Raw genomic sequence first — 25,235 nt, forward strand, 5'->3', positions numbered from 1 at the left:
CAATTTATTTTATTTGTTGATTCGATATAATTGGGCTTTTTCATCATTAAAAATGGCAAGTAGGTAGTTTTTATCTTCAATAGATAGTACGCCAAGGTGACGTAACGACTTCTGATTGAAATCGAGCCCCAGGCGATTGCCCAAAATTACATTATTTTCATTTTTAATCAATGCCCCCGGAAAGCTGTCAAATCTACCGTGATATGGCTTCACGCCAAAGTAGTTGCCTCCGGCCAGCACTTCTAACTGTCCATCCCCGTCAAAATCATGAGAGAGAAAATCCATAATGGGCGAAACCTGTAGTTCAACCGAAAAGGGTACGAACGTAAAAGTCCCTCCTTCATTTTTCAAATACCCTGAACGCAGTTCGGTAACCGACAAGATTTGGGCCACTTTTATGGCCTCAGCATCCAAAACCTCATTAATCTCCTTACCTGCGAAGGAGGTATAATTGTTGAATTTTTTTCGAAGCGACACCATTTGGGAAGCTAGGTCGTCCAAATCATGGATAGGGTATTCTTTTCCATTTTTATTGAGCACGATGATGGTTTCGGTGCTTCCATTGTCATCAAAATCTGAAAAAAACATTTTCAACGGATTTTCTTCGGAAGCCTTGAACTTTGAATTTTCACCCCAATTCCCTAGTAAATAATCATCGTCACCATCTTGATCAATGTCAAAAGGTTCTATGGTTTGCCATAAACCATTTATGCTCATTGGCTTCGCCTCCGAAAAAGTCCCATTGGTATTCTTGAAAAATTGCGGCGACATCCATTCTCCGACCACAATAAGGTCTTTTGCTCCATCAGCATCAAAATCGTGCCATATAGCGTCTGTAATCATTCCAGCTTGGCCGGCAACAAAATCTTTTACAATGGAAAATTCACCTTGATCATTGTTCAACAAATAGGAGGTAGGGGATTCACCGAACTTGGAAGTAACAATATGATTTCCGATATATACATCCATATCACCATCTTGATCATAATCATACGGTTCGATCACGCTGGCATTTTGAAAGTATTCAGGGAGTACGCTCTCAACAAAAGTTGAATCATTTTGTATATAAGCATTGTCCACAAGGTGCTTGGATTGTCCGAAGAAATCGGCACCCCCGTTCCCAACAATCAAATCGTTTTTTTGGTCTCCGTTGACATCCACAATAGCTGCAGTTACATTTTCTTTGATGGAATCGCGACTAATACCGGGGATTTTATTTGAAATGAAAGTTGAATCTCGCTGGATAAAAACTTTGGATGGAATAAATTTTGAACCTCCGAGAAAAACGTCTTCTTTTCCATCATGATTTAGGTCGCCTATGGCCATTGCAGGTCCTCGGTCGGAAGCTTTATAGGGAATCAATTTTTCCCGGTTAAAATCGATGTAGTTGTCTTCCTTGTGCACAAAATCAATGCCCAGAGCACCGTCAACCTTCTCAAAAAGTGTTGGCTTTTGACCCTTTGTACCGTCATAATTGAAAGGTTTGGTGTTTTCAGGCGAAATCGTCAATGTTTGATTGGTATTGATGTCTTTCAATATCTGATAGGTGCGATTTGGCCAAACTACTTTCAGGGAATCCACCTTTTCGTCCAATCCAAATCCAAAGTGTATTATAGGTTCGCTGGAAGCTTGGAATCCCCTGCTTAGATACAATTCTTTGAATTGAAGGCGTCCTTGCGCATAGGCATATACCTTGGTTCCAATCCCGAAGGTGTTGGGTTTGGAATAGTTGAACTTAATTTTCAAGTAATTTGATTTCCCGTTGGTTCTATTGATGTACAAAGAGGCGGGACTATTCAAGTTGGAGGTTACGATATCGATATCACCATCATTGTCAAAATCCCCAAGTGCTGTAGCCCCAGATATCAATGTGTCGTTGGAAATCCATTGGGAAGACATATCCTCAAACATCAAATTGGATTTTCCCTTGAAAACATAATTGTGGGTAGCTCCCGTTGGCATCATGTTGAGGGCCTCTTGATCCACCAATTTGGTGTTGTTGACCTTGCTCTGTATTTGATCACTGGATAAAAAGTTGATGAAGTCCAAATCATTTGGGCGCTTGGGAATACCGTTGGATACAAAAAGATCTTGTTCCCCATCTTGGTCATAATCGGCGAAAAGGGCACTCCAGCTCCAATCTGTAGCCGCTATGCCGCTCATAAGGGCGGTTTCCATGTAATTGCCATCCTGCTGGTTTACATAGAGCATGTTGCGGGTAAATTGATAATGATAGCCGTACTGTTCGATGCGTAACTTTTGGGTTTGGATATTATCATCCCCTTCGGAAGACTTCAATGGAACTTCATCTTCTGGAAGCATATCCAAAGAAATCATGTCCGGAAGCCCATCATGGTTGATATCCGCAACATCATTCCCCATGGAAAATCTGCTGATATGACCAAAATGTTCTTTCAAGCTTTCAGTAAAAGTTCCGTCGCCATTGTTTAGGTAGTAATAATCATCTTCATGAAAATCGTTTCCAACATAAATGTCGGGGTAGCCATCTTGGTTAAAATCGGAAACGGCAACACCAAGCCCATAGCCATTGATACCTCCAAAAATTCCCGCTTCCTCACTCACCTCAGTGAATTTCCCATTGTCGTTTCGCAATAGTTTATCACCAGTCTCATAATATCTTTTATGCCGAAGCTCAGCCTTCCCGTAGGAATCCTGGGTGTGCACAGCATGATTCAGAAGGTAAAGGTCTAAATCGCCATCCAGGTCATAATCCAAAAAGGCAGCAGAAGAACTGTAGGAATCAAAATCCAGCCCGTACCTTATCGAGCTTTCGGTAAAAGTCACTGCTCCCGAGTCACCAGAAGGACCATTGTTGATGTAAAGCTCATTATGCCCATTGAAACCATTGATTCCAACTACCGCGCAGACGTAAATATCCAACAGGCCATCGCCATTAACATCGCCCATTACGGCACCAGTATTCCAGGTACTGTTGCCCTCAACTCCAGCAAACTTGGTTATATCTTGAAATTGAAGATTTCCCCTGTTGAGATATAATTTGTTTTTTACCTGGTTTCCAGAAAAGAAGATATCGGGTAGATCATCTCCATTGATGTCCCCCACGGCAACACCTCCACCATTGTAAAAGTAGAGGTAGTCGAGAATGTTGAGGTCGTCCGACTCCGTAATCTTGTTTTCAAATCCAATACCGGTTTTACTTGGTGGGGGATTTTCAAACAGCGAATTGCTATTTGTACACCCCACCATCAAACTAATACCAATGAGAAAACCTATTATTCTATTCATCAAGTGCAAAAATCTTAGGTTTTTCATCGTTGATTGCGGCTATAAGAAACCTTTTGCCGTTTTGATCCTTGAATTGTTTAAGATGTTTCACTTCATCGCGAACCAAGAACCCACTTTCGTCATAATTCTGCCAATCAAAGCCCATTTTACCATCCCCAAGTAGAATATTGCCATACCCTGCATCCAATCGAGAGAATTGAGGTTTGTATTCAAAATCGTTTCCGGCAAGAATCAAGTCGAGATTGCCATCATTGTTGATGTCGGTACAGGTAATTCCGCAAATACAGGAAAGCTGAACGCGACTGGGTAATCTTTTGATGGTGAACCTGCCACCTCCTTCGTTTATGGCAATCACAGACCCAGAGTAACTGACATTTTTCACAATGGAGCGTTCAATAACTTCCTTTGGGAAAAGCTCATGAATTGTTCTTTTTGCATAATCCGAAGCCTTCAGATTCTGCTTTTTCAAGGATACCATTTGCTCGGTCAGTTCCTTTTTTTGATGAACAGGATAATCCCCCCCATCATAGTTTTGGGTAACAATCTGTTCAATGGTACCATTGTCATCGAAATCGTTGATCCACATTTTCATGGGATGTCCTTCTTTTGGCGTATAGTGCAGATTTTCACCTTGATTACCGAGCACTAGGTCATAATCACCGTCATTATCCAAATCCGCGGCCTCTACGATATTCCACCAACCGTTGAGGGTATCCAATGAAGTATCTAGTTTGGATATTCTGCGGCCCGAATTCTTGTATATTTTCGGCGTACCCCATTCGGAAACAGTTACAAGATCTTCCTTTTCGTCACCATCCATATCTACCCAAAGGGAATGCGTGACCATTCCAGCATCTTTTAAGTCATATCCCAATCTTTCCGTAGCGTCTGTAAATTCCCCATTCCCTTGATTTTCCAGTAGGATGTGGTTAGGATCCAACCCATACACTCCAACAATATTTCTTGAACCGATAAAGACATCAATATCTCCATCAGCATCAAAGTCGCTGGTGGATATTGTAGAGATGTTCTTAAAAGCGGAAGGTAGCGATTGACTGGACTTTGAAAACTTGCCATTACCATTATTTAAATATAATCTCGGTCGGTATGTGCGCTCTTTTCCAACTTCGTTACCTCCTGAACCCACAATAAGGTCTAGGTCGCCATCGCTATCGGCATCAAAAAATGCCGCAGCAGTGTCCTCGTATGAGCTATCTGTTTCGAGAGCTCCTTGTGCAGTTTTGGATAATTGCCCCTGTCCTCTATGGGTGTAAATGATACCAGACTGCCCCCTGGCTCCCCCAACAAAAACATCTTCATTTCCGTCGCCATCGACATCACCAACGGCCAAAGAAGGCCCTTCTTGGGATGTCTTTTTATAGATTAACCCTTCATAGTCAAAATCGCTATAGGTGTTTTCCTCATGAGAGGTCAACGCGGTATTTTTCAACTCACGAATTAGGGTCTTTTTTATTTTCTCCGATGGAGCGGAATATGTTTCCGTGGCATCAGATTGTTTAAAACTCAATACTCGATTGACATCGACATCTACTATCTTTTGGGTTTTATCATTAGGCCATACAATTCTAATGGAATCCAGCTTTTTGGCATCTCCCAAACCTATGGTCATCATATAATCCATAGAGGATTGGAACCCTCGTGATGGAATCAATTCTTGATTGATAATTTGATCATCGTAGTACAGAAATGCCGTTGTTCCTACCGCAAAAGGATTGGAGCCCTCACCTTCAAACTCTAATTGGATGTAATTATGGTTCTTCTGTTCATTGGTGTTGTTACGGTAGATAAAAGTCTCTGTGTTAACATTGTTAATTACCAAATCCAAGTCGCCATCGTTGTCCAGGTCTCCATAGGCCGCTCCGTTGGACCGGGTTGGAAGCTCAAATCCCCAATCTTTATTGGCATTATCAAAAGTGATATCTCCTTTATTTCGATAAGCATAATTAGGTTGTGGTTTTATTGGCATCTTACTGATGATGGAGTCAATGGATTCTTTACGACCTGTGAGCGCCATTTTTTGGATGATTTCATTGGCAAAAAAGTCAACAAAATCAAGGTCGGTAAGATCATGGTTGATGCCGTTGGTGATAAAAATATCCCGAAGGCCATCATTGTCCATGTCAAACATTAGGCCTGCCCAACTCCAATCAGTGGCATCAACACCACTATAGTAGGCAATTTCAGAGAATGAACCATTTCCGTTATTGAGTTGCAAGGTGTTCTGAATGTACTGTTGGTAAAAATCCTTGCTTCGCTTTAGCTCATAGATGTTGTATCCTTCGAACTCCATTACGGACTTTACCCTTTGATCGGGCTCCGGAAGCATATCGGTAATAAAAATGTCATTGTGCCCATCATTATTAATGTCGGCTATATCGATTCCCATGGCCGAAAGGCTCAAGTGTTGCGTCCAATCTTTTATTTCTTCCCTAAACGTACCGTCTTGGTTATTGATGTATAGATAGTCTCTTTCGTAGAAATCGTTGGATACGTAAATATCTGGATAGAGATCTTTGTTGAGGTCTGTGACCAAAACCCCTAGACCGAAGCCAATTAGGCTTCCATAAATTCCTGCCTCCTCACTGACGTCGACAAATTTGCCATCGTCATTTCTTAGCAGCATATCGCCAACGCCCCTAAAAATATGGGGTACACCTTCCCAATCCTGGGCGCGTACTTCGCGCTGTTCTGCATAGCCCAAACTACTTACGGGAATGTTACTATTGTTCAAAATATAGGCATCCAAATCCCCATCTTTATCATAATCGAAAAATGAAGCATGGGTGGAAAAGCCAGTTTCCGCCAAATTGTATTCATGGGCTTTTTCAGAGAAGGTCAAATCTCCATTATTGATGTAGAGGTCGTTGTCGTGGTTATTGCCTTCCAAATTCCCGGCATTGCTCACATAAATATCCAATAACCCATCGGCGTTTATATCCACCATAACCACTCCGGTGGACCATGGTTTGTTTCCGGTTACCCCGGCCTTTTCAGAAATGTCCTCAAACTGTAGGTCGCCTTTGTTCAAATACAATTTGTTGGGTTCCATGTTTCCAGTCAAGTAGATATCGGGTAAACCATCGTTATTGATATCGCCGATGGCAACCCCACCTCCATTGTAGAAATTACGGTATTTAAAAATGTTGAAGTTTTTCTGATTTTCGACTTTATTTACAAAATTGACCCCGGTCTGTTCCGAGGATAGCAAAGTAAACAGGGTTTCGGATTTTTCCTCTGAACTGGTCTCCTTTTCTGTTGAGTTACACGCTCCAATTAGCAGCGACAAACAAAATATCTTCAAAATAGGTGTTCTCATTTTTTCATTGATTTTTGACCAAAAAAATAGGTGAATCGTTATTGCGCCCAACAACATAAGATGGTTTGTCGGCGATAGTAATTTTTTTCAACGTTCTAATGGCTCCAAAAACATCAAAGCCATGATTTTTTGCGATGTTAAAGCCACCGTTTGTGTCGTTTTGTAAAATTAATCCATGAAAAGCGTCCAATCTACCCAACTGGGTGCTTATTTCATAATTATTCCCTACAATTAACACATCCAGATAACCATCTTCATTTATATCATCCAATGCAAAATCGTATACTGAGGATGCTTGGGCCATTTTGGGCAGCTCCCTTTTACTAAAATTTCCCTGGCCTGTGTTCTCAAAATATACACTTGCAAGTTCTACCACTAATTTTTTTTCTGCTTTGTCCAATTTTTCTTTGCCGAACAAATCTTGAATTGAGGCGGATGCAAAATCTTTATAGGACAGATAGTTTTTGTTCAAAAAGGGCATCTGTTTTACCAGTTCATCCTTTGAAGCAAAAGGAGTTTCAGTACTCTTATGATAGTGGGTGATTATTGGCTCTACGGAATCGTTATCATCAAAGTCATCGAGGTAGAGTCTGATTGGTTGCTCTTCTGAAGCCTTGAATTTGCTATTATGGCCCCAGTTACCGCAAATAAGATCCAAATCCCCATCATTGTCCATATCCGCCACTTTAACTGAATTCCACCAACCTTGGGTGTTTTCCAAACCATTAGTTTTTTGAAGCTTTAATTGCTTGCCGTCATTTAAGAATATGGAAACCGACATCCAATGTCCAACAACAACTAGATCTTGGTAACCGTTTGAATCAATATCGGTGCAAACCGCATCTTTGATATTCCCTAAAAAGGCAAGTTCTGGGGCAATTTCTTTGGTTTGTTCCATGAAATTCCCTTTCCCATCATTACGGAACACAAATTGCTCAGGGGTCTTTCCATATTGACCGGGAACCTGATCTGAGAGCATTACGATATCCTGATCGCCATCTTTATCAAAATCCATGGCGACGACTTTGGAAGCATTGATTTCTATCTTATTGAATTGGTTTTCATCAAGCTTAAACTGTCCATTTTGGTTGAGATATAATCTAGGCTTAAGTGGTTTTCCGCTTCTAAATTCATTACCACCACTTAAAACAATAAGATCTAGAAATTCATCATTATTAGCATTGAAAAAGAGGTGCGAGGTATCTTCATTGGCAGCACTTTCTTGAAAAAGAGGCTGCTGTTGTGGCAGAAATTGTCCATTTTCTCCTTGGACATACAGTGAGGAACTCTGGGTTTTTGCTCCGCTGATAAAAAAATCGTCAAGTCCGTCATTGTTAATATCAGCAACTGAAATATCAGGACCTTCGTTGGAATTGGCAAAAGGAACAAGCGGCTCGCGATCAAAATCCAAAGAGGTTCGTTCCTTATGGGTAAAATCAATCAAGGAATCCAGTTTTGAAAACCTAGATTGCGGAATTTCATTTCCGGTGCCATAGTAGTTGGCGGTTGCCTTGTTTTGATTTAGCTCTATGGTTTTTCCCAAGGCAACATTGTGCAATGTTTGATAACTGCCTCCTGGCCAAATAACCTTTAGGGAATCCAATATGGAATCTTTGCCCAAACCTAGATGCATATCCGGGGAAACTGCGGATAAATAGCCTTTGGAAACAAAATTTTCCTGCGATATTTTATGTGATTTTGAATACGCCAAGACTTTGGCTCCAATACCGAAATTATTTTTTGTATTGCCTTTAAACTTGATATTGAGGCTGTTGTTTTCCGTGCCTGTGTTTTCCAATACATAGGCCTTTTGATCAACATTGTTTACCACAATATCAAGATCGCCATCGTTGTCGAGGTCCGCATATACGCCTCCATTGCTAAACGATGTTTCTTTATCCAGCCACTGCTCGGTGACATCAGAAAAAGTGAGGTCACCGTTGTTTTTGAAAAAGTAGTTGGCAATTTTCTTTTCAGGGATTTCCTCTATCAACGGCATATCGGAACTTGACATGCCTTGCTCAATTCTTCTTTGAATATTATCGTTGGAAATAAAATTGATAAAATCCATATCGTTGGTTGCTCCTTTTATTCCGTTGGATACAAAAACATCTTTTTTTCCATCATTGTCAAAATCCGCCAATAGTGTTCCCCATGACCATTCGGTTGCCGCTAGCCCACTTAAATTTCCGATTTCGGCAAAACTTTCGCCGTTCAGATTTAAATGCAACGTGTTTTGCATGTATTGCGGAGCATACCCATTTTTTAGGTACTGTTGATAAATTGGGAATCCATATTCCAGCCCGGAGGTCTTATAGGTCTCCAAGTTTTCTGGCAGCATGTCAAGGGAAACAATATCCATAAGCCCGTCATTATTGACATCTGCAATGTCGTTGCCCATTGAAAAGTGCGTGGTGTGGCCCAACTTATTTTCGGGTTTGGAAATGGCTTCGCTGAAGGTGCCATCTTGTTGATTTATGTAGAGATAATCGTTTTCAAAAAAGTCATTTCCCACATAAATATCAGGATATCCATCATTGTTCAAATCGCTTATGGAAAGTCCAAGGCCATAACCACTTTTGCCTTGAAAGATTCCAGCTTCGGCACTGATGTCCACAAATTTTCCATCATCATTTCGAAATAAAACATCCCCTGAAAGTCTGTCCACTTTTTTGCGTTGATTTCCTTTGCCATAAGTCCTGTTCGGAAAAACGGAGTGGTTCATCAGGTACATGTCCAGGTCACCATCCAAATCAAAATCAAAAAACGCGGCATGCGTGGAGAATCCGGAAAAATCCAGACCATAGGATTTTGCATCTTCTTTAAAGGAGGGAATACCATTTTCATCCCTTCCTTGATTGATGTACAGGCGATTTGCATCGTCCAAATGCTTGTAATTGCCCACCTTGCACACATAGATATCCAGTAGACCATCGTTATTGATATCTACATGGGTGGCCCCTGTAGTCCATCCATCATCATTTGCAATTTGCGCCTGTTGGGTGATTTTTTGAAATGTCAAATCCCCTTTGTTCAAGTATAATTCATCCGACGCTTGATTCCCTGTAAAATACAGGTCGATCAATGTGTCATTATTGAAATCACCAGCAACAATACCTGCCCCATTGTAATAATACAGATAGGTTAAAATATTCAACTCAGGAGTTTCGGAAAGTTGATTGGCGAAATCGATTGCGGTGTGTTCAGATGGTAATTTTTTGAACTGTTTTTCCACTTTATTTTGACAAGAAATCGCGGAAAAAAGGAGTACAAAAACTGCGATCACCTTCCTTTTCATACATCTCTCAAATAAGCGTACAATATAAGTAAACTTAAGGTAAGTATAAAGGTAATTTGTGATGTTTTGACTATAAAAAATGAGGGTTTGTGATTATGGCTTTCAGAACTCCATTTTTCCAAAAATCCTTCATTTTTAAAAAATAATCGGGCTATATTTAGAGGTCACAACCAAACACAAATTAATTATGATTGGAATACTTTCTTTTTTGGGCTTTACGGGACTTGTTGGGGTCATTGCTTATTTAGCAACACGAAGCACAAATGAAAAATCTTCAGATGGATATTTTCTGGGAGGGAGAAGTCTGACCGCCGGTGTTATAGCGGGTTCTTTACTTTTGACCAACCTCTCTACTGAACAAATTGTTGGTTTAAATGGAAGTGCTTACAAGGATGGACTTTCTGTAATGGCATGGGAAACCTTGGCTGCGATAGCAATGATTGTGGCAGCGGTATTTCTATTGCCCAGATATTTGAAGGGAGGACTTACAACCGTGCCACAATTTTTGGCAGACCGTTTTGACGTTGCCACAAAAACAATAACGTCAGGATTATTTTTGACCGGGTATGTGGTGGTCTTGTTGCCAGTAATTCTTTATTCGGGGTCGGTGGCAATCAGTGGAATGTTCAACGTGCCGGAAATGCTCAATGTTTCAGATTCTACAGCTCTGGTAATTTGTATTTGGGGGATTGGGATTATAGGTTCCATATACGCTGTTTTTGGTGGACTGAAAGCCGTTGCCGTTTCCGATAGTATCAATGCAATCGGACTTATCATTGGTGGCGTGCTGATTCCTGTTTTTGGTTTGATGGCCATTGGTGATGGAAGTGTATTTGATGGGTTGGATACTTTGATGTCGACGAATCCTGAACGATTTGATTCTACGGGGAATCATGGACAAGAAGTACCATTCTCCACGATTTTTACTGGTATGATGTTGGTGCAACTGTTTTACTGGGGAACCAACCAGCAGATTATACAAAGGGCGTTGGGAGCCAAGAATCTGGCTGAAGGTCAGAAAGGATTGTTATTGGCGTCTTTCCTAAAAATATTGGGCCCCGTTATCTTGGTATTACCTGGAATGATTGCCTATCACTACTTTGAAGGAAATTTGGAATCAAGTGACGTTGCCTACCCAGCTTTGGTAGGTGCTGTATTGCCAAAATACTTGGTCGGGTTTTTTGCGGCTGTTTTGTTCGGGGCAATTCTAAGTTCGTTCAATAGTGTATTGAATAGTTCGGTAACCCTTTTCGGAATAGATATTTATAAGCAGCATATCAATAAAGAAGCTTCGGAAGCCACTGTGGTGAAGTACGGTAAAATATTTGGGGTTTGTTTGGCCCTTGCGGCAATGTTTATTGCACCATTAATTGCCAACGCAGGAAGTTTGTTCAACTACCTTCAAGAAATCAATGGAATATATAATATTCCCATTCTAACCATTATTGTGGTAGGATACCTTACAAAGCGTGTACCTGCAATAGCAGCAAAAATTGCTATATTTTTGGGATCAGGACTTTATATTATTAGTCAGTTTATTATTGGTCCGAACAGAGTGGAGAAGGCGTTGGAGGCTGCTAAAGCTTCTGGGATAACGGATGATGCTGCGCTTCGATTGGTAGAGGCAGATGCCTACCCGCATTATCTGCATGTAATGGCCGTATTGTTTCTGTTGAATGCTGGAATCATGTTACTGATAGGTAAATTTTACCCTAAGAAAGAAGCGTTTGTTCAGCAATACACCAAACAGGTTGAGATTACACCCTACAAATATGTAAAGCAGGCTGGAGCTATTATCTGTTTTATTGTGATAGGGATTTACATTTATTTCGCCAAATAGCTATTAGAAAATAACAGTTCAAAGTTGAGGGCATTCTTTCAATGTAAAGGGATGCCCTTTTCTTATAATAGTTCTATGTTATTGTTCTGGGAAATGTACTCCATAAACAACACGAGATTGAATAATAGTAATAGTTGTGTGGATTTTTATTCTATAGCTATATCCTATAATGGCGTTTAAGGTCTATGGTCTGTTCTGGTTTGAGCAATATTGGATAAGGAATAGTGAATATGAGGAAGTAGCTTCTTCCCATGAGTATTTTAAGAGAAGGTAATCTTACATTATGAAATAAAAAAGGCTGCCGATCGGCAGCCTTTTTCAATTATCGCTATTCTCTCTTGTGAGAATTCTAAGAGAAGCTTTTAGTAACCTGGGTTCTGTACCAAGTTAGGATTTGCTAATATTTGTGGAAGCGGAATTGGGAACAACAATCGAGTATCGTTTGCTATTTCGCTCGACACTTTAAATTCCCAGTCTCTTAGGTATTGACCAAAACGAATCATATCGTTTCGTCTCCAACCTTCCACGAACAATTCGCGTGCTCTTTCATCAAACAAATCGGTTTCGCTAACACTTCCGATTGGTGCTACACCTCTGATGGCACGAAGTTCATTTACCAATGCAGTTGGGTCTCCACCACTTCGCATTTGAGCTTCAGCTTTCATCAAATGGGCATCTGAATATCTGAATTGAATACTATGGCTGGTGAACCCACCAAAACGAGGATTATACTTCATTACACGGATACCGGTTTTCTCATCATTGTTAATAAGATTTGGAGCTCCATCACCATCGACAAACTCTCTTGAAAATACTAAAGGAGCACCTTGTCGATCTTCTAGCGGAGTACCATCTAAATCGTATTGCTGGCCTAGTAAGAATCCGAAACCAACATTAGATCCATCTTCGAAACCTCCATTGTCGGCAGTGTCATCTCTATTGGTAAAAGCAAGTCCCATGTTAGGCACACCACCTCTTCGTTCTTCCTGACCGTCTTGTGGTGTCAAGTCCAAATCAACATTATTACTGTTTGGGTCTCCTTCAAATAGGTCAAAATATTCAGCCAACGTACTGAATCCATTCCAACCGCCACCACCAATGGAAGTTGAATTGTAGTGAAGGCCGTTGAAAATACGATTTCCTACACCTGATTCTGTCCACCAGATGGTTTCATTGTCGTCGCTTTGCTTGAAAAGGTCAAAATAACCTGCTTGAAGAGCAAATCCATCAGCAGTGATAGCATCTACCAAAGATATTACTTCATTCATATCCGCAGCATTTGGAGAACCACCACCACCAGTTTGTTGGTTGTCATAAATATGACGGTTCAAAAGCACTTTGGCTTTCAAAAATCTCGCGGCAGCCTTACTTCCTCTATTCAAAGCCGCACCACTACCTGCAGCGGTTGTTGGCAAACCTGCTATCGCAGCATCCAAATCAGCCAAGATAAAATCTACGGCTGTAGCTCCAGTCAATACCTCAGGTACCGAAGTGGACGGTAGTTGTGTGTCCCTAAAAGGAACTTGACCGTAAAGGTCCAAGATTGACCACATTGCATATGCTCTTAAAAAATGTGCATCTGCAGCCTCACCTGCGGAGGCATTACTTCTTGAATCCAAGATTTGTGATGCATCAAGCTGACGGGCATTCCAGTTATCAAAAGGAGTAATGATATCTCCTTCTTCCAAGCCCCATTCATGTTGGTGCAATTTTCTCCAACGTCCGTTATCACCCCAGTCAGCACCCCTTGTTGGGATAAGTAAAGCGTCTGTGGTAACTTCTCTTAGAGCATAGATATTTGCTTGGTCTCCCAAATGACCACTTACCGATCCATATAAACCTGTCACGGCAGATGACGTATTGGCAAGACCTTGGAAGCCTTCATCAATAAACGAATCCGATTCTTCAATCTCCAAGTCGGTACAGGACGAGAGTCCTGCCACAACCAGAAGGGATAGCGTGTAAATTATACTTCGATTTCTTTTCATGATTCTACAATTTTTTTATTAAAATGATGCATTTATACCAAAAGTAACAGTCCTTGGATTTGGGAAAGCCGTCCAATCAATACCTCTACTTGGTAGGGCAGCTGAGTTTAACTGACCGGTATTGGTAGTTACTTCAGGATCAATTCCACTATAGTCGGTTATCAAGAATAGGTTCTGACCTGTCACTGAAAGTTTCAGACTTTTGAATACGCTACCTTCACTAAGAGGCACATTATAGCCAACGGTTGCGTTCTGTAATCTTACAAAATCACCTTTTTCCAAAAATCTTGTGGAAACCGCAGTTGATGCATTGGGAGATTCTCCAGCATTGGCAGCAGCAACAGTTACGTTACGAGAAGTATTCAACTGTCCGGCATTGAACAAGGCATTTGCTGTATTGTTATATACGGAGAAACCAAACTGCCCTGCGAAATATGTGCTCACATCCCAGTTTTTATGGCTGAAATTCAGAGATAGACCGGAAGTAACATCAGGAAGACCATCCTCACCAACAAAAGTTTTATCGGCATCGGGATCACCTACGCCATTACCATCGATATCGGTGTAAACTGGATTTCCACTTCCGTCAAATCCTTCGAAAATGGCTACGTAATAAGAGAAAAGTGGTTGACCTGCCTGAAAACGTTGTGCGAAGGCACCAGATAGACCAGGACCATTAATTGGACCTAAGTTGATCGATCCATCAAAATCCTTAATCTCATTTTCGTTATATGCAATGTTGAATCCAGCGGAGAAAGAAGTATCATCTGACTGGATGAAATCATAGTTTAAAGCAACTTCAACACCTTGGTTGATCACACTGGCATCCACGTTTCCAAATTGGAATGGATTAATGGAAGGAGCTGCCGGTGGAGTCTGTAACAAGATATCTTGAGTATCCCTTCGATACACATCAATACTACCATTAAATCTATCATCGTTAAAACCAAAATCCAAACCAATGTTAAAATCAAGAGTTTCCTCCCAGCGCAGGTTTGGCTGATCAGTTGCTACAATGGACAAACCATTTTCGCTATCGATAGTTCCTCCATTACTAATATTATCTTCAAGTGTAAGAGCGCTGTAACGCTGTCTTGCGACAAACTGTCCAAATCCAAGACCATCTTGGTTACCTGTGATACCGGCACTAAGTCTTAATTTCAATGTGGAAAAAGAGTCTCCTACAAAATCTTCTTCGGCCAATTGCCATGCAAATGCACCTGAAGGGAAGTATCCATATTGATTTTCTGGACCGAACCTAGATGAACCATCAGCCCTCATTGTTGCAGTAAAAAGGTATTTACCGGCAATGCTGTAATTTACCCTTCCGAAGAATGATTGAAGTTCATCAGTGTTGTCAAAGTTATCATAGACCAAAGCTTGTACCCCTCTTCTAAACTGGAATCCGACATTCTCGGTAACTGGATTAGGGAAGAGACGGTTAATTGTCAAATCCGCTCTGTTTGGAGCATAGTAAAATTGTTGGAAAGAGCCGGAAATCGAATTGACCGCACTATTCACGGTTGTAGTCAAATCTCTGCTCATTTCATCAAGTACAGTGGTTCCAAAGCCTCTAGCTGCACTGTTGAATCCAAAGGTTCTAAAATCCTGGAAGGCATATCCAACAACCACATCTAAATTGGAATTGTCAAACTCCTTTGCATAGCTTAGGGTAGCTTCAAGAAGTTGGTTTTCGCGTTCAAGACGATTGAATGTTCCTGCTCCAATTCCTTGGACACCATCAACATTGAAAATATCTCCTGACAAAACCGAAACATTGTCACTATCAGAGGTATCGTAACCTAAATTTATCTTACCGGTCAGTTCAGATGTAAAATCGTATTCAATAGATCCGTTAATCAATATCCTATCGGTAGTAGTTTCGTTTTGGATATTTTCAAGGTAATTGGCTGCATTCAAAAGTCCGCCTCCTGGATCAATAGTAGGGTCATTTGGAATGGTTGGATTCGCAGAATATGCTGCTCCTAAAATATCACCCCTAAATCCAGAACCACCTTCTAATGGAGGTTGTCCTCTATTTGTTCTAGAAATGGAACTTTGGATACTTATTTTTAATTTGTCATCCAAAAATCTTTGATTCCAATTTATTCTTCCTGTTATTCTTTCGAATTCAGACTTCTCCACTACACCAAATTGATCTTGATAACCAAAGGTAGCTCTAACATTTCCAGAGCCATAGTTATGTGAATAGGCAATGTTACTCGAATTGGAAACAGATGTTCTAAGCACAGCATTTTGCCAATCCGTATTGCCTCCAAAATCTACACCGGCTGCATTTCCACCAGAAGCAGTGATAGCGTTAAGAAAACCATCTCTATCTAATAGGTCATGCTCTCTTACAGGAGTTGATATACTCAAGTTAGTACTGAATTCAAGAGATCCGCCAGAACCTGCTTTTCCACTTTTAGTAGTAATGATAACAACACCATTGGCTCCCCTGGAACCATAAATAGCGGTTGCGGAGGCATCCTTTAAGATACTGATACTTTCGATATCATTGGGATTCAAAAAGTTCAGTGGGTTACCAGTTGCGGAGTTTCCACTTACCCCTGGAGTACTACTAATTCCTGATGTACCCGCGGCATCCGTATTTTGTCCAAAAAGAGGTACTCCGTCAACGACAAACAACGGATTGTTGTTGGCACGTACCGAGTTTGCACCCCTAATATTAACTTGGATACCAGCACCGGGTTCACCACTGGTCTGTGCAATATTTACACCCGCGGTCTTACCTTGGATCAACTGTTCAGGAGAGGAAATTACCCCGCCGTTGAAATCTTCAGATGTCACAGCGGCAACAGAACCTGTTGCATCTTTTACGGTTGTTGAACCATAACCAATAATTACGACCTCATCGAGAGCAGTTGCGTCCTCTTGAAGCGTTACATTGATGGTCGCCTGTCCGTTATACGTGATTTGCTGTGAGCTGAAACCAATATAACTGAAGACCAACACTGAACCGTTGTCTACGTCGTTCAGCGTGTAATTACCATCAAAATCCGACTGGGTACCATTTGTAGTGCCCTGCACCAAGACACTAGCTCCTGGTAGCGGACCATTGGCATCAGAAACAGTACCTGATACCGTCTGTGCCTTGGCCGCATTGAAGCATATGAATGCCCCAAGCAACATTAGGCTTTTTAGTAGCGTAATCTTCATAAATAATTAATTTTAAGTTTAGTTAATTTTAATTCAAGTGTTAAACATATGCAAAAAAAGTATTATTCGAAATCCAACCATATAATCGTATGTTACGAAAACGGTTTCGTGTTAATAACTTTAGATGTTGTGAAAGCTTGACAAAATTTAAGCAATTATTTTGTTCAAATCACAACTTTGCTATAAGAATATAAGGAAAAATGTAATTTTTCGGCTAATATACCATTTTTATTTTTTCTAGAAATTTTACAATCGGAAAGGATTTCGTTTCATTTTTTTAACCTTTCATTAAAACATAAAGTCAAAAATGTATTGTTGCAATGTGAAATGAGATATTTCAAAATTTAGCACTAAATTGTACAGTCAAAACTTAGAACATTTTTGAAAGCGAAAATTACCTTAAAGGATATTGCAAGAGAACTGGAAGTTTCGATTTCCACAGTTTCGAAGGCGCTTAAGAACAGTGAGGAAATAAGTAGGGATACAAAAGAAAAAGTTCAGGCTTTTGCCAAGCTATACAACTATAAGCCAAACAATATCGCCATCAGTCTGAAGAACAAGAGAACCAAGAATATTGGTGTTGTGATTCCGGCCATTGTGCACCATTTTTTCACCACGGTGATCCGCGGTATTGAGAAGTATGCAAATGCAAGGGGTTACAATGTTATTGTGTGCCTTTCCGAGGAGTCTTTTGACAAAGAGGTCATCAATATGGAAATGTTGGCCAATGGAAGTATTGACGGGTTCATCATGTCGCTTTCTTCGGAAACCCAACAGAAAGGGGACTATAATCATTTAAAAGAGGTAACGGAGCAGGGAATACCCGTAGTATTGTTCGACCGTATCACCAATGAAATAGATTGCGATAAAGTAATAATTGATGATCAATTGGGTGGTTACATCGCAACAAAAAAGCTGATAGACCAAGGAAGAAGGAAAATAGCGCTTATAACCACTGATGACTATCTCAGTGTAAGCAAAGCCAGATCGCAAGGGTATCGTAAGGCACTACAGGAAAGCAATATTGAGGTTGATGATTCTAGGATTCTAAAGCTATCGACCATGGAAATGGACGAGGAAAGCATTCAGAAATTTTTTGAGACCAATGAGGTGGATGCGGTACTCTGCGTAAATGAGATTTTTACCGTGTACAGTATGCGCTTGGTGCAAGAAAGGGGACTTAACATTCCAGAGGACATTTCTTTTATTGGATTTACCGACGGGAAACTGTCAAAATATGCAAACCCCAGTCTAACCGTTGTGGCCCAGCATGGAGAAAAAATGGGGGAGATTTCAGCCCAAATGCTGATAGATAAAGTGGAAAGCGAAAAAGAAGAGGAATCTTTCCAAACTAAAATTTTGGAACCGACATTGGTGATTAGAAACTCCACAATCAACTAAGTTCATCGCCTTTTTTAAGGACGAATTTGTTTACTAACTAACGCTTACTATAATTAATAATGAACCAAGACTATATAAAGGTGGACCCGTGGTCCATTATCGAAGATAATTTTGATCGGGAAACGGTCAAATCCTCAGAAAGCCTCTTCAGTATTGGCAATGGTGCCATGGGACAGCGGGCCAATTTTGAAGAGCACTATTCTGGCGAGACATTTCAGGGAAGTTACATTGCCGGGGTATACTACCCGGACAAGACCAGGGTGGGCTGGTGGAAGAATGGATACCCTGAATACTTTGCCAAAGTATTAAATGCACCAAACTGGATTGGTATTGATGTTTACATTGATGATGTGCGGTTGGACTTGAATACCTGCGATAAGGTCTCAAGTTTCAAACGCGAACTTAACATGAAAGAAGGGTGGTATCAACGAAGTTTTGTTGCAACACTCTCCAATGGAATAGAAATTTCTACAAATATCATCAGATTTTTAAGTTTGGATATCGATGAGGTCGGCGCCATAAAAATGGAAATAGAATTACTCAATGCTGATGCTTCAGTGCGACTGTCACCTTATTTGGATAGTGGAATAACCAATGAGGACACCAACTGGGATGATAAGTTCTGGAATACCACCGGGGTTAAACATGAAGGAAAAAGTGCCTTCATTGAGGCCCATACCATGAAAACCAATTTTGCCACCTGCACTTATATGGGTGCGGAAGCCGAATATTCAGGGAAATCATTGGAACCCAAAATAGGTAAACAGGCTGACACCTATATTTCTCTTGATTTTGAAGGAAAGATTTCAAAAGGTGGAAAAGTATCCCTCATCAAATATGGAGGCTATACCGTTTCAAGAAACCATAATGGATCTGAATTGGTGCAAGCTGCAAAGAATGTTTTGAAACAAGTTGATGATATTGGTTTTGACAACCTGCTTCAAAAACAAAAGGATGCCTGGGCCAAAATATGGGAGATGAGCGATATTACCATCGAGGGTGATACCAAAGCCCAACAAGGAATCAGATTCAATATTTTTCAGTTAAATCAAACCTATCTAGGTAGGGACTCACGTCTAAATATTGGGCCAAAAGGTTTTACTGGCGAAAAATACGGAGGAAGCACCTACTGGGATACTGAGGCGTATTGTTTGCCTTTCTACATGGCTACTAAAAACCAAGAAGTGGCATGGAGTCTCCTGGAGTACAGGTACAATCATTTGGAAAAGGCGATAGAAAATGCAGAAAAACTTGGTTTTATAAATGGAGCTGCCCTATATCCTATGGTGACCATGAATGGGGAGGAATGCCATAACGAATGGGAAATCACTTTTGAGGAGATCCATCGTAACGGAGCTATTGCGTTTGCTATCCATAACTACCACCGGTTCACTGGAGATTACAGTTATATTCCAAAGATGGGGCTGGAAGTGCTGATCGGCATAGCACGTTTCTGGTACCAGAGAGTTAATTTTTCGGAGGACAAGGGTAAATACGTCATGTTGGGGGTTACTGGCCCAAATGAGTATGAGAATAATGTCAATAACAACTGGTACACCAACTACACGGCCAAATGGTGTTTAGAATATACAGCCGAGCAATTGAATGTGGTCAAAGAGAAATACCCCGAGGATTATCAGCGCATATCCTCAAAAACGAAGATAGCAGCTTCTGAAACTGAGGATTGGCTCAAAGTGGCCAGCAATATGTATTTTCCCTATTCTGAAAAACATGGGGTGTTCTTACAACAAGACGGCTTTTTGGACAAGGTGCTGATTAAGGTGAATGATCTTAAAAAATCGGAGCGACCCATTAACCAAAAATGGAGTTGGGATAGAATATTGCGCTCCCCTTACATAAAACAAGCCGATGTGCTTCAAGGATTTTATTTCTTCGAAAATGATTTTAGCGATGAGGACTTAAAAAAGCATTTCGATTTTTATGAACCTTTCACAGTACATGAATCCTCACTTTCTCCTTGTGTGCATAGCATACAGGCCGCCAAGTTGGGTCGAATGGAGCAAGCCTATACTTTTTATTTGAGAACGTCACGATTGGATTTGGACGATTACAATAAAGAAGTGGAAGAAGGCTTGCATATTACCTCAATGGCGGGAACTTGGATGAGCATTGTGGAAGGGTTCGGAGGAATGCGTGTCAAAAACGACCAACTTTGTTTTACACCACAGATGCCTAAACAATGGGAATCCTTTTCTTTTAAAATTAATTTCAGAAATCAAATCGTAACAATTACGGTTTCTGAAAGTGACGTGAGTTTTGGGGTAACCGGAGATAAGGAACTCACCATACAAGTAAATGGCAAACCTGTAACCTTAACCCCAGGGGAAACTGTTAAGGCATGAAAAAAATCCTCTATAGTATTACTTTTATAATACTTGGAGTTGCACTGTCATGCGAACAAAAAACCGATAAAAAACCCGTTGAATCCACAATGAAGAAAAAAACTGTTGTTTATCAGGTTTTTACAAGACTTTTTGGAAATACAAATACCACTAACAAACCTTGGGGAACCATTGAAGATAATGGAGTTGGGAAGTTTGCCGATTTTACCGAAAAAGCGTTACAGGAAATAAAGGAGTTGGGCATTACACATGTATGGTACACAGGAGTTCCCCATCATGCGTTGATCAATGATTATACGGCCTATGGAATTTCCAATGATGACCCCGATGTGGTAAAAGGGCGCGCTGGATCTCCTTACGCGGTAAAGGATTATTACAATGTTAATCCTGACCTGGCTCTGGACCCGTCCAAGAGGTTAGAGGAATTCAAGGAACTCATAGAGCGGACACATCATGCTGGGATGAAGGTTATTATTGACATCGTTCCCAACCATGTTGCGCGAAACTATGAGGGATTGACCAATCCGGATGGAGTTTCGGATTTTGGAGCGGATGACGATACTTCAATCGAATATGCCAAGAACAACAACTTCTATTATGTTCCCAATACCCCGTTCACGGTGCCGGAATGGCAAGATGGTTATTTACCCCTAGGAGGAGAGAGCCATGCTATTGTAGATGGAAAGTTTGATGAAGTTCCCGCCAAGTGGACCGGAAATGGATCTAGATTGGCTCAGCCCCATTTCAACGATTGGTACGAGACGGTGAAAGTGAATTATGGAGTTAGATCCGATGGAACAGAGGATTTTGATCAACTGCCCGAAGGGTATGAACAAGAAGATTACAAAGCGCATTTTTCATTTTGGAGCGAAAAAACCGTTCCGGATTCTTGGATCAAGTTTAGGGATATTGCCTCATACTGGTTGGATTTTGGGGTTGATGGGTTCAGATTTGATATGGCAGAAATGGTCCCTGTTGAATTTTGGAGCTATCTCAATTCCAACATCAAAATGAAAAACCCTGATGCTTTTTTATTGGCTGAGGTGTACAACCCAAGTCTTTATCGTGATTACATCCACAAGGGAAAAATGGATTACCTCTATGATAAGGTGGAGCTGTACGATAGCATAAAACATATCATGAAAGGCTACGGATGGACAGATCACATTCCCGTTGTCCAAAAAGGAATGGCGGACATAGAGCACCATATGCTCCATTTTTTGGAGAATCATGATGAACAACGAATAGCCAGTCCCGATTTTGCCGGAAAAGCTGAACTGGGCAAGCCGGCCATGGTGGTATCGGCAACCATTAGCACCTCACCAACAATGATATATTTTGGACAAGAGGTCGGCGAGCCAGGGGCGGAAGAAGCCGGATTCGGAAAACCGTCCCGCACGTCCATATTCGACTATATCGGTGTACCCCACCATCAGCGTTGGATGAACAACAAAAAGTTTGATGGCGGACAACTATCCGACCATGAAAAAGACCTTCGTGATTTTTACAAACGACTTTTGAATTTTACCATCAACAGCGATGCCCTAATGGGCGAATACCAGGAAATCCATTTTTTCAATAAAGACAATACAGAAAACTATAACCATAAAGTATTGTCCTATGTGCGTTGGTCCGAAAATGAAAAACTGATTGTCATATCCAATTTTGATGATGCAGATTCCTATACTTTTGATTTAAAGATTCCGGCCGATGTTATTGAGAAATGGGAACTGCGAGCAGGTGATTATCCACTGGAAGAAGCACTTTACAATGCGGCGGATGCCACACTTTCAGTGAAGGGGAACCTAGGAAGTATTGCAATGACCCTTCAACCTTTGGAATCGTTTATATTTAAGGTAAAGGAATAAAAAAAGTGGATTGCAAAGCAATCCACCTATGGTTTAGGGTCGGTTAGTTTACTTTACCCCTCTTTTGTTGCTGTTTTTTGATGTACAATTGCAATGACAACACCTGTGACCACAAAAAATATTAAGGCCAAAACAAAGTCAATCAAATGACCAGTCAAATCAAACATGTTGGCAGTGGCATACCAGATCAAGGCAGTTCCCAGACCAGCAAAAAGGCTAATCCAAGCTCCGAATTCTGCTCCTTCTTTTGCGCTGTGATGTCCGCGCGCCCATTTACCATAAAGATTGCTTAAGGCAAATGCTGAAACAAGGTTTCCTAAAACGATGAAGAGAAAATCTGGTGGATCTTTCATTACGTTGGTAATAACGTGATCGCCCATTAGACTTTCTGCGGCCATTCCCCATAATAGGTATCCAAGAACGAACATCACAATTGTGGCTACCACAGTTGCGATCAAATTAGATTTTGAAAACATGCTAGTTATTTTATTGGTTATTAATTCGGCAAAAGTATTAAATATATTTTAACATATTGATAAAAAGTGATATATAAAAATATCAAATTCGTATTATCAAGTTAAAATTGTATCAGTTTTACATTTTGGTTTGTACTTAGAATATCAATTTCATATTGTATTTTTAAGGACTAATTCAAATCCAAAAAATGAAAATAAAACTACACCTAATGAAGGCTGCAATGGCCTCTTTTTTGTTAATTGGTTGCACTATGACAGATACCACTTTGGTTATTGGACATCGGGGAGCGATGGGACATGAAACGGAAAACACTTTGGCCTCGATTCAAAAGGCTTTGGATCTGGGTGTTGATATGATCGAAATCGATGTGTTCAAAATTGAAAGCGGAGAGATAGTTGTGTTTCATGATGAGAGGGTAGAAAGGTTGACCAATGGAGGCGGACGTATTGAAGATTACAATGTTGTGGATATGAAACAGCTTGTTTTGGATGGAAACCACAAGATTCCGCTATTGCAGGATGTCTTGAAATTAATCGACAACCAAGTTGCTTTGAATATCGAATTGAAAGGCGCGGATACTTCGGATAGGGTGAACTTTATCACGGATTATTACAGTAGTTCAAGAGGTTGGGATGCAGAAAATTTCATCATTTCCAGTTTTAGGTGGGATGAATTGGAGAAATTTCGCCAGCTGAACAATAACATCAAGATTGCTGTTTTGACGGAGGAAAATCCTTTGGATGCTATTGCTATGGCCAAAGAGTTGAAGGCGGTAGCTATAAATCCTGATTTTAAAACCTTGAATGAGGAAAATGTAGCGGAAATTCACAAAGAAAACTTCAAGATCTATACATGGACGGTCAATGAGGCTGAGGATATACAAAAAATGAAGGATTTAGGAGTGGATGGTATAATTTCCAACTACCCGGAGCGCGTGCATTAATGTTTGATGTTATTATAGTTGGAGGTGGGGCCGCCGGATTTTATGCTGCCATCCATATTGCAGAAAGGGCACCACACCTTAAAATAGCCATTTTTGAAAGAGGGAAAACTGTGCTTTCCAAAGTTAAAGTTTCCGGTGGTGGGCGTTGTAATGTGACCCATGCGGAATTTTTGGCGAGTGAACTTGTTACCCATTATCCAAGAGGTCAAAAAGAACTTTTGGGACCGTTTCATAAGCATGCCCCAGGTGACGTGATGTCCTTCTTTGAAGAACGTGGAGTTCCCTTGAAAATCGAGGACGATGGACGTGTTTTTCCTCAGAGCAATTCATCACAATCGATTATTGACTGTTTCTTGCAAGAAATCAAACGTTTGGGCATAACCATGCTAAAGAACAGTGCCGTAAAACAGATAAAAAGAACTGAAAAAAGAGAAGGTTGGCAGGTAACCACAATGAACAAACATTATGTTGCCAGCAAACTACTCCTAACCACCGGGAGTAATCCCAAAATATGGAAAATGCTCGAACAGCTCGGGCACAATATCGTCCCTCCGGTACCTTCCTTGTTCACATTTAATATCGATGACGATAGAATCAAAGGCATTCAGGGTATAAGTGTGCAGGCAGAAGTGGAGATTCCATCAAAAAAGGTATTCGCTCCTGATATCAAGATCAAACTTAAAAGTGTAAACCGGGAAGAACCGGTATTGGAATCAGAGGGTCCGGTCTTGATTACGCATTGGGGTCTTAGTGGTCCGGCAATTCTTAAACTTTCAGCATGGGGGGCCAACATTTTACATCAGTATAATTATAGGTTTCGGGTGAATGTGAATTGGACTCCGGATTATTCCACAGGGTCAATGGAAAACTACTTAAGGAAGGTCAAGGATGTTGAGCCGAAAAAGACAGTTTTGAGGACCAAAGCAGTCGATATCCCCAGAAGGCTATGGACGAATTTGGTGGGCGCTGCAGGAATTGAAAGAGACTTGAAATGGGCGGATGTTACCAAAGAACAACTTCAAAACTTGGCATTGCAATTGACCGAATGCTCCTTTAAGGTACGGGGGAAAAGTACCTTCAAAGAAGAATTTGTGACAGCCGGTGGTGTTGATTTAAAAGAAATCAACTTTAAAGCCTTTGAAAGTAAAAAACTTCCAGGCCTTTATTTTGCGGGTGAAATCATCAACGTTGACGCCATCACGGGAGGGTTCAATTTTCAAAATGCCTGGACCGGCGCTTATATTGCTGCCCAAGCCATTACTTCGAATTGAAA

The 25,235-nt window shown here is 40.8% G+C and carries 12 protein-coding genes; 6 read left to right on the forward strand and 6 right to left on the reverse strand.

Annotated elements, in window-relative coordinates:
* Positions 1-9: 9 nt before the first annotated feature.
* From ACULLH_RS03980 to ACULLH_RS03990, 3 genes are read right to left on the reverse strand one after another with little or no spacing between them, the layout of a single operon-like run.
* Entirely contained in the window at positions 10-3,267 is a 3,258-nt protein-coding gene (locus ACULLH_RS03980; protein ID WP_454087431.1) for a VCBS repeat-containing protein, read from the reverse strand.
* Positions 3,260-6,604 (reverse strand): VCBS repeat-containing protein, encoded by a 3,345-nt coding sequence (locus ACULLH_RS03985; RefSeq protein WP_454087432.1) that lies wholly within the window; start codon positions 6,602-6,604, stop codon positions 3,260-3,262. The genes ACULLH_RS03980 and ACULLH_RS03985 overlap by 8 nt, the downstream gene beginning before the upstream one ends.
* 4 nt (positions 6,605-6,608) lie before the next feature.
* On the reverse strand, positions 6,609-9,902 hold the full coding sequence (locus tag ACULLH_RS03990) for a VCBS repeat-containing protein (protein WP_454087433.1): 3,294 nt from the start codon (positions 9,900-9,902) through the stop codon (positions 6,609-6,611).
* 187 nt (positions 9,903-10,089) lie between these two features.
* Between ACULLH_RS03990 and ACULLH_RS03995 the strand changes: the two genes are divergently transcribed.
* Entirely contained in the window at positions 10,090-11,742 is a 1,653-nt protein-coding gene (locus tag ACULLH_RS03995) for a solute:sodium symporter family transporter (protein ID WP_454087434.1), read from the forward strand.
* A 362-nt stretch (positions 11,743-12,104) separates the two neighbouring features.
* Here ACULLH_RS03995 and ACULLH_RS04000 read toward each other — a convergent pair whose 3' ends face one another.
* Complete coding sequence (locus ACULLH_RS04000) at positions 12,105-13,730, reverse strand: RagB/SusD family nutrient uptake outer membrane protein (protein ID WP_454087435.1); 1,626 nt, start codon at positions 13,728-13,730, stop codon at positions 12,105-12,107.
* Positions 13,731-13,748: 18 nt separating this feature from the next.
* Entirely contained in the window at positions 13,749-16,910 is a 3,162-nt protein-coding gene (locus ACULLH_RS04005) for a SusC/RagA family TonB-linked outer membrane protein (protein ID WP_454087436.1), read from the reverse strand.
* Between the two features lie 381 nt (positions 16,911-17,291).
* Between ACULLH_RS04005 and ACULLH_RS04010 the strand changes: the two genes are divergently transcribed.
* From ACULLH_RS04010 to ACULLH_RS04020, 3 genes are read left to right on the forward strand one after another with little or no spacing between them, the layout of a single operon-like run.
* Entirely contained in the window at positions 17,292-18,311 is a 1,020-nt protein-coding gene (locus tag ACULLH_RS04010; protein WP_454087437.1) for a LacI family DNA-binding transcriptional regulator, read from the forward strand.
* Positions 18,312-18,370: 59 nt separating this feature from the next.
* Complete coding sequence (locus ACULLH_RS04015; RefSeq protein ID WP_454087438.1) at positions 18,371-20,674, forward strand: glycoside hydrolase family 65 protein; 2,304 nt, start codon at positions 18,371-18,373, stop codon at positions 20,672-20,674.
* Positions 20,671-22,542, forward strand: coding sequence for an alpha-amylase family glycosyl hydrolase (locus ACULLH_RS04020; protein ID WP_454087439.1), 1,872 nt, complete (start codon positions 20,671-20,673; stop codon positions 22,540-22,542). The genes ACULLH_RS04015 and ACULLH_RS04020 overlap by 4 nt, the downstream gene beginning before the upstream one ends.
* Before the next feature lie 53 nt (positions 22,543-22,595).
* Here ACULLH_RS04020 and ACULLH_RS04025 read toward each other — a convergent pair whose 3' ends face one another.
* A complete protein-coding gene (locus ACULLH_RS04025; RefSeq protein WP_454087440.1) occupies positions 22,596-23,018 on the reverse strand; it encodes a hypothetical protein in 423 nt (140 codons plus the stop codon).
* Positions 23,019-23,206: 188 nt separating this feature from the next.
* Between ACULLH_RS04025 and ACULLH_RS04030 the strand changes: the two genes are divergently transcribed.
* Together ACULLH_RS04030 and ACULLH_RS04035 are read left to right on the forward strand one after the other, a co-directional pair.
* On the forward strand, positions 23,207-23,962 hold the full coding sequence (locus tag ACULLH_RS04030) for a glycerophosphodiester phosphodiesterase (protein ID WP_454087441.1): 756 nt from the start codon (positions 23,207-23,209) through the stop codon (positions 23,960-23,962).
* Positions 23,962-25,233: an NAD(P)/FAD-dependent oxidoreductase gene (locus ACULLH_RS04035; protein WP_454087442.1), complete on the forward strand. Its 1,272-nt coding sequence runs from the start codon at positions 23,962-23,964 to the stop codon at positions 25,231-25,233. The genes ACULLH_RS04030 and ACULLH_RS04035 overlap by 1 nt, the downstream gene beginning before the upstream one ends.
* The last annotated feature ends 2 nt before the right edge of the window (positions 25,234-25,235 follow it).

The organism is Flagellimonas sp. 2504JD4-2 (genome assembly GCF_053642935.1).

Bases quoted from the DNA above. Each gene is read 5' to 3' on its own strand.
- ACULLH_RS03980 (WP_454087431.1), bottom strand. From the start codon at position 3,267: ATGAATAGAATAATAGGTTTTCTCATTGGTATTAGTTTGATGGTGGGG.
- ACULLH_RS03985 (WP_454087432.1), bottom strand. From the start codon at position 6,604: ATGAGAACACCTATTTTGAAGATATTTTGTTTGTCGCTGCTAATTGGA.
- ACULLH_RS03990 (WP_454087433.1), bottom strand. From the start codon at position 9,902: ATGAAAAGGAAGGTGATCGCAGTTTTTGTACTCCTTTTTTCCGCGATT.
- ACULLH_RS03995 (WP_454087434.1), top strand. From the start codon at position 10,090: ATGATTGGAATACTTTCTTTTTTGGGCTTTACGGGACTTGTTGGGGTC.
- ACULLH_RS04000 (WP_454087435.1), bottom strand. From the start codon at position 13,730: ATGAAAAGAAATCGAAGTATAATTTACACGCTATCCCTTCTGGTTGTG.
- ACULLH_RS04005 (WP_454087436.1), bottom strand. From the start codon at position 16,910: ATGAAGATTACGCTACTAAAAAGCCTAATGTTGCTTGGGGCATTCATA.
- ACULLH_RS04015 (WP_454087438.1), top strand. From the start codon at position 18,371: ATGAACCAAGACTATATAAAGGTGGACCCGTGGTCCATTATCGAAGAT.
- ACULLH_RS04020 (WP_454087439.1), top strand. From the start codon at position 20,671: ATGAAAAAAATCCTCTATAGTATTACTTTTATAATACTTGGAGTTGCA.
- ACULLH_RS04025 (WP_454087440.1), bottom strand. From the start codon at position 23,018: ATGTTTTCAAAATCTAATTTGATCGCAACTGTGGTAGCCACAATTGTG.
- ACULLH_RS04030 (WP_454087441.1), top strand. From the start codon at position 23,207: ATGAAAATAAAACTACACCTAATGAAGGCTGCAATGGCCTCTTTTTTG.
- ACULLH_RS04035 (WP_454087442.1), top strand. From the start codon at position 23,962: ATGTTTGATGTTATTATAGTTGGAGGTGGGGCCGCCGGATTTTATGCT.